Source organism: Mycobacterium sp. NPDC048908 (assembly GCF_043197955.1).
In the GTDB taxonomy this organism is placed as follows: Bacteria; Actinomycetota; Actinomycetes; order Mycobacteriales; family Mycobacteriaceae; genus Mycobacterium.
Window position 1 is genome coordinate 1 of the sequence record NZ_JBICUE010000019.1, and the last position, 15,438, is coordinate 15,438.

The 15,438-nt window shown below is 64.8% G+C and carries 15 protein-coding genes; 8 read left to right on the top strand and 7 right to left on the bottom strand.

Going from position 1 to position 15,438, the window contains the following annotated elements; translation table 11 throughout:
- Positions 1-111 precede the first annotated feature (111 nt).
- Genes ACGFK1_RS29320 through ACGFK1_RS29335 form a run of 4 tightly spaced genes read right to left on the bottom strand, consistent with a single transcriptional unit; the run spans position 112 to position 4,408 of the window.
- Positions 112-966 carry an enoyl-CoA hydratase/isomerase family protein gene (locus ACGFK1_RS29320; RefSeq protein ID WP_393438040.1) on the bottom strand — a complete coding sequence of 285 codons (855 nt, stop codon included), beginning with the start codon at positions 964-966 and terminating at the stop codon, positions 112-114.
- A gap of 9 nt (positions 967-975) precedes the next feature.
- Entirely contained in the window at positions 976-2,196 is a 1,221-nt protein-coding gene (locus tag ACGFK1_RS29325; RefSeq protein ID WP_393438042.1) for a CaiB/BaiF CoA transferase family protein, read from the bottom strand.
- On the bottom strand, positions 2,193-3,269 hold the full coding sequence (locus ACGFK1_RS29330) for an acyl-CoA dehydrogenase family protein (protein WP_393438044.1): 1,077 nt from the start codon (positions 3,267-3,269) through the stop codon (positions 2,193-2,195). Before ACGFK1_RS29330 ends, ACGFK1_RS29325 begins: the two co-directional genes overlap by 4 nt.
- Positions 3,266-4,408, bottom strand: coding sequence for an acyl-CoA dehydrogenase family protein (locus tag ACGFK1_RS29335; protein WP_393438047.1), 1,143 nt, complete (start codon positions 4,406-4,408; stop codon positions 3,266-3,268). Before ACGFK1_RS29335 ends, ACGFK1_RS29330 begins: the two co-directional genes overlap by 4 nt.
- Before the next feature lie 155 nt (positions 4,409-4,563).
- On the opposite strand from ACGFK1_RS29335, the gene ACGFK1_RS29340 reads away from it, so the two are divergent.
- From ACGFK1_RS29340 to ACGFK1_RS29370, 7 genes are read left to right on the top strand one after another with little or no spacing between them, the layout of a single operon-like run.
- On the top strand, positions 4,564-5,430 hold the full coding sequence (locus ACGFK1_RS29340) for a mycofactocin-coupled SDR family oxidoreductase (protein WP_393438050.1): 867 nt from the start codon (positions 4,564-4,566) through the stop codon (positions 5,428-5,430).
- Positions 5,431-5,432: 2 nt separating this feature from the next.
- Complete coding sequence (locus ACGFK1_RS29345; RefSeq protein WP_393438053.1) at positions 5,433-5,741, top strand: hypothetical protein; 309 nt, start codon at positions 5,433-5,435, stop codon at positions 5,739-5,741.
- A 38-nt stretch (positions 5,742-5,779) separates the two neighbouring features.
- A complete protein-coding gene (locus ACGFK1_RS29350) occupies positions 5,780-6,718 on the top strand; it encodes a thiamine pyrophosphate-dependent dehydrogenase E1 component subunit alpha (RefSeq protein WP_393438280.1) in 939 nt (312 codons plus the stop codon).
- 11 nt (positions 6,719-6,729) lie between these two features.
- Positions 6,730-7,734 (top strand): alpha-ketoacid dehydrogenase subunit beta, encoded by a 1,005-nt coding sequence (locus ACGFK1_RS29355; protein ID WP_393438055.1) that lies wholly within the window; start codon positions 6,730-6,732, stop codon positions 7,732-7,734.
- Positions 7,727-7,963: a lipoyl domain-containing protein gene (locus ACGFK1_RS29360; protein ID WP_393438058.1), complete on the top strand. Its 237-nt coding sequence runs from the start codon at positions 7,727-7,729 to the stop codon at positions 7,961-7,963. Before ACGFK1_RS29355 ends, ACGFK1_RS29360 begins: the two co-directional genes overlap by 8 nt.
- Before the next feature lie 8 nt (positions 7,964-7,971).
- Positions 7,972-8,838, top strand: a complete 867-nt coding sequence (locus ACGFK1_RS29365) for an enoyl-CoA hydratase/isomerase family protein (RefSeq protein ID WP_393438061.1) — start codon at positions 7,972-7,974, stop codon at positions 8,836-8,838.
- Entirely contained in the window at positions 8,839-10,323 is a 1,485-nt protein-coding gene (locus ACGFK1_RS29370; RefSeq protein WP_393438064.1) for an AMP-binding protein, read from the top strand.
- A gap of 50 nt (positions 10,324-10,373) precedes the next feature.
- Here ACGFK1_RS29370 and fadD1 read toward each other — a convergent pair whose 3' ends face one another.
- Complete coding sequence (gene fadD1, locus ACGFK1_RS29375) at positions 10,374-11,960, bottom strand: fatty-acid--CoA ligase FadD1 (protein ID WP_393438067.1); 1,587 nt, start codon at positions 11,958-11,960, stop codon at positions 10,374-10,376.
- Positions 11,961-11,995: 35 nt separating this feature from the next.
- On the opposite strand from fadD1, the gene ACGFK1_RS29380 reads away from it, so the two are divergent.
- Entirely contained in the window at positions 11,996-13,060 is a 1,065-nt protein-coding gene (locus ACGFK1_RS29380; protein ID WP_393438070.1) for an amidohydrolase family protein, read from the top strand.
- On the opposite strand, the gene ACGFK1_RS29385 is transcribed toward ACGFK1_RS29380, so the two are convergent.
- Positions 13,057-14,214, bottom strand: coding sequence for a Zn-dependent alcohol dehydrogenase (locus tag ACGFK1_RS29385; protein ID WP_393438073.1), 1,158 nt, complete (start codon positions 14,212-14,214; stop codon positions 13,057-13,059). The genes ACGFK1_RS29380 and ACGFK1_RS29385 overlap by 4 nt on opposite strands.
- Positions 14,215-14,216: 2 nt before the next feature.
- Positions 14,217-15,416, bottom strand: a complete 1,200-nt coding sequence (locus tag ACGFK1_RS29390; RefSeq protein WP_393438076.1) for a cytochrome P450 — start codon at positions 15,414-15,416, stop codon at positions 14,217-14,219.
- Between the last annotated feature and the right edge of the window lie 22 nt (positions 15,417-15,438).

Consider the following 15,438-nt stretch of genomic DNA (forward strand, 5'->3'; position numbering starts at 1 on the left):
ACACTGGACTGGAAAACACCCGCCGAAGCCCTCGACGAACTACTCTCCAACCCGTCCACACCGACCGCTGTTGCATAGAGCGCTAGAAACCGCCGCCAGAATTGGACAGTTTTACGTCTGCTCGCGAGGGGACTGTTTGTCCTCGACGAAGTCCCTCGGCTTCATACCGGAGTCGATGAGCTGACGCCGTCGCTCCTGAACGTCCGATGCCGCGCCGACCATGTTGGTCAGGATGTGGCTGACCTGCAGGTGCACCCGCATGCCCATCAACTCCCAGGCCCGCTTCACGTTGTTCTTCACCGCCATCAGCGTGGTCAGCGGGATCTGGCCGATCTTGCGGGCCATCTCCTCGACGGTGTCCTCCAACTGCTCGCGCGGTACCACCTTGTTGAGCAGTCCCCAGTCGAGCGCTTCGTGCGCGGAAAGTGTTGGCGCCAAAAGCAACCAGTCCATGGTGCGATGCCAGTTCATCATCAGCCACGGCTCGATCATGGTGTGCCCGCCGGGTTCGCCGAGACTCTGTGCGAGCGGCATCTGGAAGTACGCGTCTTCCGACGCGACGCAGAAGTCGGTCAGCAGCCCCAGATAGATGCCACCGCCCATGCAGTAGCCGTGGATCTGCGAGATGGTGGGTTTCGGGAACTCCCACAGATACAACGTCGGCCACAAGAAGAGGTCGGCGGTGCCCTTGTACAGGTCTTCGAAGGTCTCGCCGAAGTCCGGATACGGGTTCTCGTCGGGGCCCCAGCGCGCTACATGCCCTCCGCAGAAACCTTTTCCGTTGGCCTTGAGGATGACGACCTTGATGTCGCGGTCACGGTCGGCCTCGCGCAGGCAGGCGTCGACCTCGTTCACGAGCTCCGCGTCTTTGGTGTTGGCTTTCTCGGGCCTGTTCAGGATGATCCGCGCTACTGGCGGCTCGCGCTCGTAGATCACCGATTCCAGGTTGCGCCGCTCGACTCCCATTGACCCCTCCTACAGGATCGCGCCGCTGTCCTTGGCCGCCGAGATGTCCTCCCAGTCCAAGTCGAGTTCCAGCAGGATTTCCTCGGTGTGCTGTCCGTACGCGGGCGCGCGCGCCGGCGCTGGTGCGGCTTCGTCGAATTGCACTGGTGCAGCGACGATCTGATATTCGACTCCGTGGTCGTCGAGATTGACGACGGTGAGGCCGTTCGGCTCCACCTGTGGATCGTGCAACGTCTCCTTCGGAGTTGCCAGCGCTGCCCACACGCCGGGTTCGTCGGCGAGTGCCTTGCGCCAGTGCTCCAGGTCCTCGCTCGCTATCCGGTCGCCGACGATCGTGCACGCCTCTGCGGCGTTGGCGATCAGGTTGCTCGAAGGCACAAAGCGTTCATCGGTCGCGAGTTCCGGCAGGCCGATCCGCTCACAGAACCCGGCCCAGAACCGGTCGGGCTGCAGAAAGACCATTTGAATCCATCGGTTGTCACGCGTCTTGTAGCGGTTGACAAGCGGATTGATCGCCAGCCCCGGAGGAGCGCCGGGGATGCCGTCGATGCCGAACAGGTCGGCCACCGAGATCGACGGCGCGATCGACCACATCGCCTGAGCCAGCAGTGACGAGTCGACGACGGACGGTTCACCGGTGCGTTCCCGATGGAACAGCGCCGCGCAGACGCCGCCCGCCAGCGTGATGCCGCCCTGCAGGTCGCCGAAACCGGGGCCCTGCACGGCGGGCGTTTCGGTACCGAACGGCGTCATCGTGTACGCCACCCCGCCGCGTGAAAGGTATGTGGCGGCGTCGAATCCACCCTTGTTGGCATCCGGTCCGCGTACCCCGGTGCCGGTGCCGCGAGCGACGATGATGTTCGGGTTGAACGCCCGCACATCGTCGACCGTCAAACGGGCGCGTTCAAGCGCGCCGGGCAGCCAGTTGGTCAGGAACACGTCGGCGGTGGCCAACAGGCGGCCGAGGTATTCGCGGCCCGTTTCGGATTTGATGTCGATCGCGATGCTGCGCTTGCCGCGGTTGCCGATCTCGAGGATGAAGTCGACGTCGGCCCGCGCGTTCTGGCGGGTGAAGCCCCCGATCACCAGAGCGCGACCGGGGTCACCACCCTTGACGTCCTCGACCTTGATCACGTCTGCGCCCCAATCCGCCAGCGCCGCACCGGCAGACGGCACGTATGTCCATGACGCGAGTTCGACGACACGCACTCCGCGCAACACTTCGGTCATCGCACAGCCTTTCTGACTGCCCTTGCGGCCTCTTTCAGGTAGGCGTCGGAGCCGCCGAGGAATGCGCTCCACCCGAGTAGACGCTTCAGATACAAGTGCGCGTCGTGCTCCCAGGTGTAGCCGATGCCACCGAACACCTGAATCGCCGTATCGGCGACAGTGGCCAGTTGTGCCGCGAACGCCTTGGCCCGCACCGCGGCCAGGTGACGCTCCTCTGGTGGCGCGGCGTCGGCCGCCCACAGCCCGTGCAGCACACCGCTGCGCGCGAGTTCGACGGTCTCGTACATGTCGACGCATAGATGCTGAACTGCCTGGAAACTTCCGATCGGCCGGCCGAACTGCCGTCGCACCTTGGCGTAGTCGACCGCGAGGTTCAAAACTGCGGTCGCGGCACCCAACGCATCGGCCGCGTAGGCGATCAGGACGTCGTCCCGGAGTCCTTCGATGTCGCCGGCCGATGCGGACGCGACCCGCTCCGCAGGCACCCCGTCCAATCGGACGTCGTATCGCTTGTGGGTGGGATCGACGTGTGCTCGCTCGGTCATCGAAATCCCCACCGCGGCCGCGTCGACGGCGAAAAGTGCCGCGCCCGCGCGGTCCTCGGCCAGCACCAGGAGTGCGGTGGCGGCGGCGGCGTCGGGCAGCGAGGGGATGTCGCCGACGAGGGCCGCGTCGTCGACCACCGGGCACGGGCCCGCCAACGGACCAACCGTCGCGATGACGGAGCCGTCGGCGATGCCGTTCAGCAGCGAGTCGGCTCGGGCGCCCATCCGGGTCAGGGCCCGCGTCGCGGCGACAGCCGTGGACAACCACGGCCCCGGGTACAGTCCGGCGCCGAGTTCCTGTGCCACCACGCCGGCTTCGGCCATCGTCATGCCGGACCCGCCGTGTTCCTGCGGCACCAGCACACCGGTGGCGCCGAGATCGGCCAGCCCGTGCCAGACGTCTTCGGTGGTGCCGGTCGGATGCCCGAGCATGGGTCGGACATGTGTTGCCAAGCTTGCCTTTTCGGCCAAGAAGTGGCGCACTGTGTCACGCAGCGCCACCTGTTCGTCGGTGAGTTCGAGATTCATCTGCGCGGTAACCCGAGCACCCGCGTCGCGGTGATGCCCTTGTTGATCTGTGTCGTGCCGCCGGCGATCGTCAGCGACCGCGACGTCAGCCGGTATTCCTGCCAACGTCGATGGTCGTCGAGCGGACCGAGTGCGTCAAACGCCAACTCGGCCAGCCGCTGACCCACGTCGGCCCATACGCTCTTGGCCAGGCTGGCCGAGCCGAGCGCGTCGCCGCCGTGCAGCGTCGCCGAGATGGACCGCTGGCACAGCACCTCGAGGTACTTGATCCGCACCGCGATCTCGCCGAGGCGGCGCAGCACCGCACTGTCGTCGAGCAATCCGGCAGCTGCCAGGTCGGCAACCAGATCGCTCAGCTGCACCTCGAGTTGGGCATACAGTCGCCCCGCGCCTGCCCGCTCATGGCTGAGCGTGGTGGTGGCGACCTGCCACCCCGCGTTGAGTGGGCCGAGCATCGCACCGGCGGGCACCCGCACGTCGTTGAAGAACACCTCCGCGAAATCCGTTGCCCCGTTGATCGTGACCAGCGGGCGCGCCTCGATGCCGGGCAGCGTCATATCGACGATCAAGCAGGATATGCCTTTGTGCTTGGGCGCCTCGGGGTCGGTGCGCACGTACAGCTGGCACCAGTCGGCTTTGTGCCCAAGCGATGTCCAGATCTTCTGGCCGTTGACCACATAATGGTCGCCGTCCAACACCGCCCTGGTGCGCAACGCGGCCAGGTCGGAGCCTGCCTCCGGCTCGGACATGCCCTGGCACCAGATATCGTCGGCGCGCACCATGCGGGCGAGCAGCGCATGCTTCTGGGCGTCGCTGCCGTACTGCATGATCGCAGGCGCGATGTTGTTCATCCCGATCACGTTGAGCGGCACGGGCGCTCGCGCACGAATTGTCTCCTCGGCATGGGCAAGTTGTTCGAGTACGCCTGCCCCGCGCCCGCCGTACTCCTGCGGCCAGGACACCGCGCCCCACCCCGCGTCGGCCGATGCGGCGTCCCATGCACGCAACGTGGCGAAGGTATCCGCGTCGCGGTCGCGTCGGCGACCGGCGGCCACCACCTCATCGGTCAGGTTCGCGGCCAACCAGGCGCGCAGCTCCTTTCGGAACTGCTGAACCTCGGGAGGGTACGAAAAATCCACAGCGTCCTGTCGGGATCGGTCTGAATTGGTTTCTTTATAATTTTAGGTAGTATAGCCACGCACCAGTTACAGTTGGCTGCAATGTCGCGGCGCCCAAACCGGCTGTGCTGCCGAGTCGTCCGCATGCCGCGAATCATCGCGAGGAAGGGCGGGCCATGGGCAGGGTGACGGGCAAAGTGGCGCTGATCAGCGGTGCGGCGCGCGGCCAGGGCCGGTCACACGCGCGGCTTCTTGCGGCCGAGGGCGCCGACATCATCGCCGTGGACATCTGCCAAGACATCGAGACCAACGAGTACCCGCTCGCGCGTCCGGAGGATCTCGACGAGACGGCCCGCCTGGTGGAGAAGGAAGGCCAACGCGCCCACACCGAGATCGCCGACGTTCGCGACCGCGCCGCCCTGTCCGCCGCCATCGATCGCGGTGTCGCCGCGTTCGGCACGCTCGACATCGTGGTCGCCAACGCCGGCATCTGCCCGATGACCGCTGGTCTACCGCCGCAGGCGTTCGTCGATGCGGTGGATGTCGACCTGCTCGGCGTGATGAACCTGATCCACGCCAGCATCAAGCACCTACACGCGGGCGCGTCGATCATCGCGACGGGTTCGGTGGCCGCGTTCATGGCGACGGCGGTCAACACCGCGGGGATGGACGGCGGGCCCGGCGGTGCTGGGTATGCGTTCGCCAAACAGGTTGTCGCGCACTATGTCAATGATCTTGCCCGGACGCTGGCTCCCGAGCAGATCCGCGTCAACGCGATCCACCCGACCAACTGCAACACCGATATGCTGCACAGTCCGCCGATGTACAAGGCGTTCCGGCCGGACCTGCAGAACCCGACCAGGGAGGAAGCCGAAGTCGTCTTCCCGATGATTCAGGGTTTCCCGATTCCCTACGTCGAACCCGAGGACATCAGCGAGGCGGTGCTGTTCCTCGCCAGCGACGCCGCCCGCTACGTCACCGGTCAGCAGTTGCGCGTCGATGCCGGCGGTTTCCTGAAAATCAAGCCGTGGTCGGGGGTTTGACCATGCCCAAGGGGATCATCTATGTGGCGACCATGCCAGCCTCGCCTGACCGGGAAGCGGAGTACCACAAGTGGTACAACGACACGCATCTCGAGCAGATACTCTCGGTGGACGGCATCGTGTCGGCACGCCGATTCGCCCCCACGAACGGCAACGGCCCGTTCATCGCCATCTACGAACTCGACTGCGACGACCTCGATGCCGCCGCGCGGCGAATGCGCGAAGTCAATCTGACCGGCCTCGACAACATCGCTATGGATCCCAAGCCGATTCCGCACGTATACCGAGAGATCGGATCGCTCGGCCCGTGAGGTATTCCGCAGCCGTCCAACGACGCCTCTACGCGCTGATGGTGTTGATGAAGGCCGCCGACGACCGACTGTCCAAGGGCATCGCCACCGGCGAGTTCATGTGCGTGTACTGGCCGTCCCGCGGTCAGGAGGCCGTTGCCGCCGGGATGGGTGTGACGCTGAGAGCCGACGACCAGCTGGTGACGACCTACCGGGGGCTGCATGACCTGATCGGCAAAGGCGTTCCGCTGGAAGAGATCTACGGTGAGATGATGGGCCGAACCGTCGGTGCCAGCCGCGGCAAGGGCGGGACGATGCACATCGCCAAGCCCGAGGTCGGCGTGATGATGTCCACCGGAATCGTCGGCGCCGGAGTGCCGGTCGGGGTCGGGCTGGCGTTGGCGGCCAAGCGTAAAGGCCTTGACCGCGTCACTGTGGTCAGCTTCGGCGACGGCGCGACCAATACCGGCTCGTTCCACGAGGCGGCCAACATGGCCGCGTTGTGGGATCTGCCAATCGTGTTCGTGTGCCAGAACAATCAGTACGCGGAGATGACGCCGACCACCGACACGATGAAGATCGACAGGGTTGCGGATCGGGCGGCCGGGTACGGGATGCCTGGCGACCGCGTCGACGGCAACGACCCGCTGGCGGTGGCCGCCGCGCTGGACGATGCGCTGGGGCGCGCCCGCCGCGGGGACGGGCCGACCTTCGTCGAATGCCTGACGTTTCGCTTCCGCGGGCACTACTTCGGTGACCGGATGCCGTACATCCCGAAAGATCAACTGGCACAGGCGATGGAGGCCGATCCGGTGCCGAGGTTCCGCCGCAGGCTCACCGACACCGGCGTGGCCACCGATGAGGAACTCAGCCGGATTGACGAAGGCGCGCTGACCGCAGTCGAGATGGCGCTGAAGACCGTCATGAGTGCCGCGACCGCATCGATCGATGAACTCGAACGCGATGTGTATGCGATCCCCATCTCCTACCCGGTCTGAGGACGACTTGCATGGATGAGAAGGACATGACGATGCGCGAGGCACTGCACCTCGCGCTGGACCAGGCGTTGGCCGCCGACGAACGGGTGTTCCTGCTCGGCGAGGACATCGCGGATCCCGGCGCCACCGGTCCGACGGCCGGCTTGTCGACGAAGTACGGCAGCGACCGCGTCCTGGACACCCCGATCTCCGAGGCCGCGATTCTCGGTGCCGCGGTCGGCGCGGCGATCGACGGCCTGCTGCCCGTCGCCGAGGTCATGATCATGGACTTCATCGGTATCGCCGCCGACCAACTCGTCAACAACGCAGCGAAACTGCGGTTCATGACGGCGGGTCGCACGACGGCGCCCATCACGGTGCGCACCCAGGTGTACGGCGGGCTGGCCACCGGAGCGACGCACTCCCAGTCGCTCGAGGCCTGGTTCATGCACATCCCGGGGATGAAGGTCGTTGTGCCGTCCACCCCGCGCGACGGCAAGGGGCTGCTGACGTCGGCAATCTTCGACAACGACCCCTGCCTGTTCGTCGAGACGATTCGGTTGCAGAGCCAACGAGGTTCGGTGCCGACGGATCCGACTTTCTCGATTCCGCTCGGAAAAGCCGACGTCAAGCGGCGGGGTTCCGACGTCACGATCGTCAGCTACGGGCGCAGCGTGCTCGACTCGCTGGCCGCCGCGGAGTCGCTGGAACGCGAGGACGTCAGCGCCGAAGTGATCGACCTGCGCACCCTGGTGCCGCTGGACGTCGACACCGTGGTCGACTCGGTGCGGCGCACGCGGCGTGCCGTCGTGGTCCACGACGCGGTCCAGTTCGCCGGTCCGGGAGCCGAAATGGTCGCGACGCTGCACGCCGAGTGCTTCAACGAGCTCACCGCCCCCATCGAACGTGTTGCCGCGAGGTTCGTCCCGACGCCAGCGGCCGCTGCTCTCGAGGCCCAGTTGTACCCGTCGCCGGCCCGCATCGTCGCGGCCGTACAACGCACCATCCAAGCGTCCGTCGCGGATGCGCATGGCTGATTTCCTCATTCGCATCCCGCGTGTCTCGGTCGCCGTTTCGGAAGCGGAGCTCATCGAGCTACTCGTCGAGGACGGTGAGCACGTCGAGGAGGGCGCGCCGATCTACGTGATCGCAACGGAGAAAGTGGAGCAGGAGATCGAGGCCGGTGCGTCAGGCACCGTCCAATGGACAGGTCAAGCGGGAACGGTTTACGACATCGGCGCCCAGATCGGCGTCATCACGGCATAGGAGAGGGAATGGATCTCAACGAGACTCGCGAACGGATCATCTACGAGAAGAACGGTCCGGTCGCGGCGATCACACTGAACTGGCCCGAGAAGGCGAACGCCCAGGATCAGAAGCAGGTCGAGGAGATCGACGAGGCACTGCGGGACGCCGACCGCGACTACGACATCAAGGTTCTGGTGATGAAGGCCAACGGTCCGGGTTTCTGCTCGGGGCATGCGATCGGCAACAACGCGGTCGATTATCCGGAGTTCGTCGAAGGATTCAAGGCCACCGGCATGCCGTGGAAGCCGCAGACCGATTTGTTCGTGAAGCCGATCCTGAACCTGTGGGAGTTCTCGAAACCGACGATCGCGCAGGTCCATGGTTATTGCGTCGGTGGCGGCACCCACTACGGGTTGACCACCGACATCGTCATCGCCTCTGAAGACGCGTATTTCTCCTATCCGCCGTTGCAGGGCTTCGGTATGCCGTCCGGTGAATGTTCGATCGAGCCATGGGTTTTCATGAACTGGCGGAGGGCATCGTATTACCTGTACACCGCCGAAACCGTCGACGCGAACAAGGCGCTCGAGTACGGCCTCATCAACGAGGTGGTCAAGCGTGAAGATCTGGACGCGCGGGTGGCGGCGATCGCCCGGCACATCGCCCAGGCTCCGCTGACCACACTGCTGGCCACCAAGGCCAACATCAAGCGGGCCTGGGAGATGATGGGCATGCGGGTGCACTGGCAGAGTTCCAACGACCTGGTCGCGCTGGCGTCGGTCAGCAGGGATGTGCAGGACCTCATCCAGCGCGTGTTCAAGGACAAGATCCTGCCGTCGGAAATGGCCAAGCGGCAGGCGGCGGCATCTGCGGACGGTAAAGCGGCGACGTAGGTGCACCTCGGCGACCACGCGGTCAACGCCCCGCAGTCACCGGCACTGATCGTCGCGGACGGACCGACGCTCTCGTACGGCGAGTTGTACGCGCGTAGCCGGCACGTCGCGGCGCTGCTCTACGAGGCCGGCCTGCGCCGCGGCGACGGGGTCGCACTGGTACTGCCGAACCGGCAGGAGTTTCTCGAGATCACCTGGGGCTGCCAGCTTTCCGGGCTGTACTACAGCGCGGTCAACATTCACTTCACCGCCGACGAGGTGGCCTATGTGATCGCCGATTGTGAGGCCAAGGCGGTGTTCGACGAAGCAGATGGCGAGGTCCGGGTGGGTGTCGGCGGTCAGCTACGCCGGTACGAGGATGCGTTGGCGAGCGCCGGCGATCCACCGCCGATCTGCGATGGCTCCGAGATGCTGTACTCATCCGGTACCACCGGTAGGCCGAAGGCCGTCCGACGACCACTGCCCGAGGACGGTGCCGGGTCGTGGGCGCAAAAAGTCTTGGAATACAGCTTGATTCAACGCTACGGCATGACGTCGTCGAGCGTGTACCTGTCGCCCGCGCCGCTCTACCATGCGGCGGGCGTCAACTACACGATGGCCGTGCAGCGTGTCGGCGCGGCCGCGATTGTGATGGGAAAGTTCGATGCAGAGGCGGTGCTGCGGCTGATCGCGACACATCGCGTCACTCATGCGCAGTTCGTGCCGACGATGTTCGTGCGGATGCTCAAACTGCCCGACACCGTGCGTGACCGCTACGACCTGTCCAGCCTGGAGTGTGTGATCCACGCCGCGGCGCCCTGCCCGGTGGACGTCAAGCACCGGATGATGACATGGCTGGGGCCGATCATCCACGAGTATTACGGCGGCACAGAGGGATTCTCGGGCACAGCGATCGGCCCGCAGGAGTGGCTGGCCCATCCTGGTTCGGTCGGCAAACCATTCAGTCCCGTGCATGTCATCGGTGATGACGGCGCCGAGCTTCCAGTCGGCGAGTCGGGTGAGGTGTTCTTCGAAGGAGGGCCGGCGTTCGAGTACTTCAAGGATCCGCAGAAGACCGCCTCGGTGTCCAATGAACTGGGTTGGCGGTCGCTGGGGGACATGGGTTACCTCGACGAGGCCGGATATTTGTATCTCACCGACCGGTCGACATTCATGATCGTCTCGGGTGGGGTGAACATCTACCCCCAGGAGGTGGAGAATCTGCTGATCATGCATCCCAAGCTCGTCGACGCCGCCGTGTTCGGAGTTCCCAACGAGGAATTCGGCGAAGAGGTCAAGGCGGTCGTGCAACCGGCCGACGGGGTACAAGGCGGGCAGGCGTTGGCGGCCGAACTGATCGCGTACTGCCGGGCACACCTCGCGTCGTACAAATGCCCACGCACAGTCGATTTCGATCCCGAGTTACCCCGAGATCCGAATGGCAAGCTCTACAAGCGGCAGATCAGAGAGCGGTATTGGCAGGGGCGGACGTCACGGATTGTGTGATCTGTCGCCCAGTGGCCAGTTTTGACACGCGATTTGATGAAAAGCGTGCATCAACTTCCCACTCGCCGCTCGTAACGGGTGCCGCGCGGTTCCCGCACCCACAGTTCGTCGTCACCCGCGGAGGCGCCTTGCGCGGCCAACTCGCGCTTGAGCACCTTGTGTGTCGCCGTGGTCGGTAGGTCCGTGGCGATCCGCACATACCGCGGCCATGCCTTCGGCGAGAGATCCGGTTGAGCAGCCAGAAAGGCCTCGAATTTTATTGGAGTCAGCGCAGACCCGTCGCGCAGTACCACCGCGGCCATGACTTGATCGCCGACGTTCTCGTCCGGCACCGCATACACCGCAACGCGGCTGATCTCTGGCAGCCGTGTCAGGATGCGCTCGATCGGCGCCGCCGCCAGATTCTCGCCGTCGACCCGCATCCAGTCTGCGGTGCGGCCTGCCAGATAGATCCATCCCTCGGCGTCCCGATAGGCCAAATCACCCGACCAGTACATGCCGCCCCGCATGCGCTCGGCGGTGGCCTCGTCGCTGTTGTAATAGCCGGTGAAGAAGCCCGCGCCCGTCGTGTTCACCAACTCACCGACGGCTTCGTCGGCGTTGATCAGGGCGCCGTCCGCGTCAAACCGCGCGACCGCACACTCCGAGAGGGTGTCCGGGTGGTAGATCGCCACGCCGGGAAAACCCTTGCCGAGCGAGCCTTTCGGGGTTCCTTCCTCCCTGGTGATGATGACGGCGTTCTCGCTGGAGCCGAAGCCGTCCCATACCAAAGTGTCGAACCGGCGCTGGAAATCCTCGATGTCACGGTCGCTCGCCTCATTGCCGAACGCGACACGAAGCGGGTTGTCGGCGTCGTCGGGCTGTTCAGGCGTAGCCAGGATGTAGGCCAACGGCTTGCCCACGTAGTTCATGTAGGTGGCGCCGTAACGGCGAATGTCGTCCAGAAATCCCGATGCGGAGAACTTCGCGGGCACCATCGCCGCTGCGGTGGAGACCGCCACACCCCAGCCAGCCACCAGCGCGTTGGAGTGAAACAACGGCATCGACAGATAGCACGTGTCGTCGGCGGTGACATCGAATTTGTGCACCAGGTTCGCGCCCGACATAAGGACCATGAAGTGCGACACCTTCACGGCCTTCGGGTCACCGCTGGTCCCCGAGGTGAAGATGAGCATGTACGGGTCCAGCGCCTCGACCTCCCGGTGCGGCGTCAGGTCGCCGGCAGACTCCAGAAGGCGAGTCCACTGCGCACTCGAGGAGTCGAGCACCTTGACGTCGCCGAGATCCACCCCGTCCAGCAGGGCGCGGTGCTCCGCGTCGGTCACCACGATCTGGCAGTCCGCCCGGTGGACGTCAGCGGCGAGGGCGGCGCCGCGCCTGGTGGTGTTGAGCCCGCAGAGCACATAACCACCGAGACCCGCGGCAGCCATCTGGTGCAGGAACTCAGGCGTATTGCCCAGCAGTACACCCACATGGACGGGTCGTCCGCGGTCCATGAGTGCCAGCAGTGCGGCGGCGCGCGCCGATGCCTCCGTCAAGTGCTCGCGCCATGTCCATCGCCGGTCTCCGTATTTCACTGCGATCGCGTCGGACGCTGCATGTTCTCGCAGCAATTGCTGGATGGTGTCGCGCGGCACCCGTTAGTTTTAGCAAATAGGCAGGGAGGTGAGGCATGCGGATCATCGATGCCGACGGGCACGTCGCGGAGGGTCCGTCGCTCGCCGTCGAGGCGATGCGGCGCTGGCCGGATCGCGTGGTGCCCCGCGAGGACGGCAGCGCCCTGGTCATCGAAGGACGCAATTATCCCGAGGCCGACGGGCCCGGTGCCGGGTGCCCGCGCGAGCACGGCTTGAGCGGCGCCGAGGGTATCGCCTACTCGTCGGCACAGGGCGTGCTCGGCGATGCCGACCGCGACCACATCGACACGATGGTGCTCTATCCGAGCCTCGGGTTGTGCGTGCCGAGTCTGGAAGACCCGGAATTGGCAGCAGGTTTCGCGCGGCTGTACAACCAGTGGATCGCGGCCTACTGCGCGGAGTCCGACGGGCGGTTGCGGGGCATCGCGGTGACTCCCATTGAGCACGGCGACGTCGCCGTCGACGTGATGCGCGAGGCCAAGGATCTCGGACTGGTCGCCACCCACATTCCGCCCGCGCTCAAGACACGCAACCTCGATCACCCCGATCTCGACCGGTTCTACTCCGCCGCCGAAGAAATGGACATGCCATTGGGCATCCACGGCGCGCCGGGCATGCACCTACCGAAAATCGGTGTCGACCGATTCACGAACTACATCCAAGTGCACTGCATCAGCTTCCCGTTCGACCAGATGACGGCGATGACGGCGATGATCTCCGGCGGCGTCTTCGACCGGCACCCGGCGTTGCGCGTGGCGTTCCTCGAAGCCGGTGTCGGCTGGGTGCCGTTCTTCATCGACCGCCTGCACGAGCACTTCGAGAAGCGCGGCGACTGGATCACCGACGGGTGGAAACGCGATCCCCAGGATTACCTTCGGGCGGGCAACATCTTCGCCACCTGCGAACCGGAGGAGCCGATCCTGCCTGGCGTCATCGACGTCCTCGGCGACGACTTCATCATGTTCGCCAGCGACTACCCGCACTGGGACGGCGAATGGCCGGAGAGCACCAAGCATCTGCGCGGCCGCAAGGACCTCAGCGACGACTCCCGGGCAAAGATCGGCGCAGAGAACGCCAAGCGGTTCTACAACCTGACCTAGCCGAGGTCGAAATCGATGACGCCGCGGATGATTTCGCCATTGAGCAGATCGCGGTAGCCGTCGTTGATGCCGGCGAGCGGATATCGTCTGGTGATCATCTCGTCGAGTTGCAGCTGGCCGGTTTCGTAGAGTTTGGCGAATCGGGCAACGTCGACACGTGGATTGCACGACCCATATACCGTGCCGACGAGATTCTTGTTCCACAGGATGAACTCCTGCAGGTTGATCACGACGGAACTCGTGGTCTGCTTGGTCATCCCCGTCAGCACGCACGTGCCGCCCTTGCGGGTCAGGCTCAGCGCCGCCTGCACATCGTGTTTCGAGATCAATGACGGCGAGACGATGACACTGTCGGCCATCACCCCGCCGGTCAGATCACGGATCAGGTCGGCGGCTTCCTCGGTGGTCGAGACACTATGCGTTGCACCGAATCCGAGCGCTGACTTCTGCTTGAACTCGACCGGGTCCACGGCGATGATCTGGGCGGCGCCATTGATGCGCGCACCCTGGATCGCGCCGGCGCCGATGCCGCCGACACCGATGACCACAACGGTGTCACCCGTTCGGACCTTCGCCCGATTCTCGGCGGACCCGTAGCCTGTCGGAATCCCGCAGGACAACAGCGCCATCGGCAGCAAGGGAAGGTGCCGGTCGATCTTGATGATCGAATCCGTAGCAACGACAGTGTGTTTGGCGAAGGCGCCGACTTTCGACAGATGGCCGAGGTTTCTACCGTCGGCGGTGTGATGACGGAAGGTGCCGTCCGTCGGCATACCGGGGATCATCACCTCGGCTCCTTTATCACAGATGTATTCCATCCCGGAGTTACACCATCGGCAGCGGCCGCAGACCGCGACGAACGACGTGACGACGTGATCACCGGGCGCGAAATCGGTGACCCCGGTACCGACCTCGCGTACCACTCCCGCGCCCTCGTGCCCGCCGATCAACGGGAACATCGACGGCAGACCGTAAGCCTGCATCACTTCGTTCGAGGCCGACATGTCGCCGTTGCGGATGTGCTCGTCGGAGTGGCACAGCCCGGCGGCGGCCATTTCCACCAGGACTTCACCGCGTTTGGGCGGATCGAGCTCGAAGTCTTCGACCGACCACTGCTGACCCATGTCGTGCAGGATCGCCGCGCGACTGATCATGCTCAGGCGACCGGGCGAAAGGTCACCGGCAGATGCTTGGGCGATCGAAACGGCATGCCGGTGATCTTGGTGTCGTCGTCTTCCACGAGCCGCAAACCGGAAACCCGATCGAACAGGCTGGTCAGCATTGCCTTGGTCTCGACCCGGGCCAAGTGCATGCCGAGGCAGCTGTGGATACCGCCCGCGAACGAGATGTGCGCGCGCCGCGGCCGATGGATGTCGAACACGTCGGGATGCTCCCAGCGCTTGTCGTCGCGGTTGGCTGCACCCATGCAGAGATTGACCTGTGCCCCTTCGGGAATCGTGACGCCGTGCATCTCGACATCGCGGGTGGTGTTGCGTGTCACCAGAACCAAGGGTGTCTCGTAGCGAATGCCCTCCTCGATCGCGGCCGCGATCAGACTGCGATCCCGCTGCACCGCGTCGAGTTGATCGGGGTGAGTCAGGAGCAGCTGCAGTAAGTTTCCCGAGGACCGATACGTGGTTTCGAGCCCCGCGGGCAGCAGTAACCGAAGAAACGAGATGATCGCGTCGTCGGTCAGTTTCTCGCCGTCGATCTCCGCGGCCACGAGGTCGCCGATGACGTCGTCGGTGATCTTGCGGCGGCGCTGGTCCAACTGCTCCTGGAAGTAGGTGCCCAGTTCGACGGACGCGTTGAGCCCGGCCTCGATGTCGTCGGTGATCGAGATCAGATCCAGCGACAGCCGCCGGAACATCTCCAGATCCTGCTGCGGCAGACCCAGCAGTGCCGCGGTCACCCTGGTGGGAAACTCAAACGTCAGCGCCTTGACCAGATCGGCTTCCCCGTCGTTTTTGAACTCGTCGACCAGTTGGTCGCAGATCGGGTCGATCACCTCGGGTTCCCACAGGGTCAGAGCGCTCTGCTTGAATGCCTTGCTGACCAGGCTGCGATGGTCGTGATGTTGCTTGCCCGCCATACCGAGGATCGTCGGACCGAAGACGAGGCCGATCGTCTGGTTGTACATCTCGGAGGCGAACACGGTGTCCTCGCGGAACGCGGTGAACACACTCTCGAAGTCGAAGAGGGTCCAGTTCTCAGGATTCTTGAGCTCTTCGGGCATCAAGTCGCTCTCCATGAGCGTGCCACGCCATACCGGCGCCGTATTGCGCATGTAGGTGAAAAATGCGTACGGATCGCTCGCAAGATCTGGTGCGCTATGCGAATCGGTGCTGGTGGTCACCTGTGCCTCCCGGCAGCAGCAT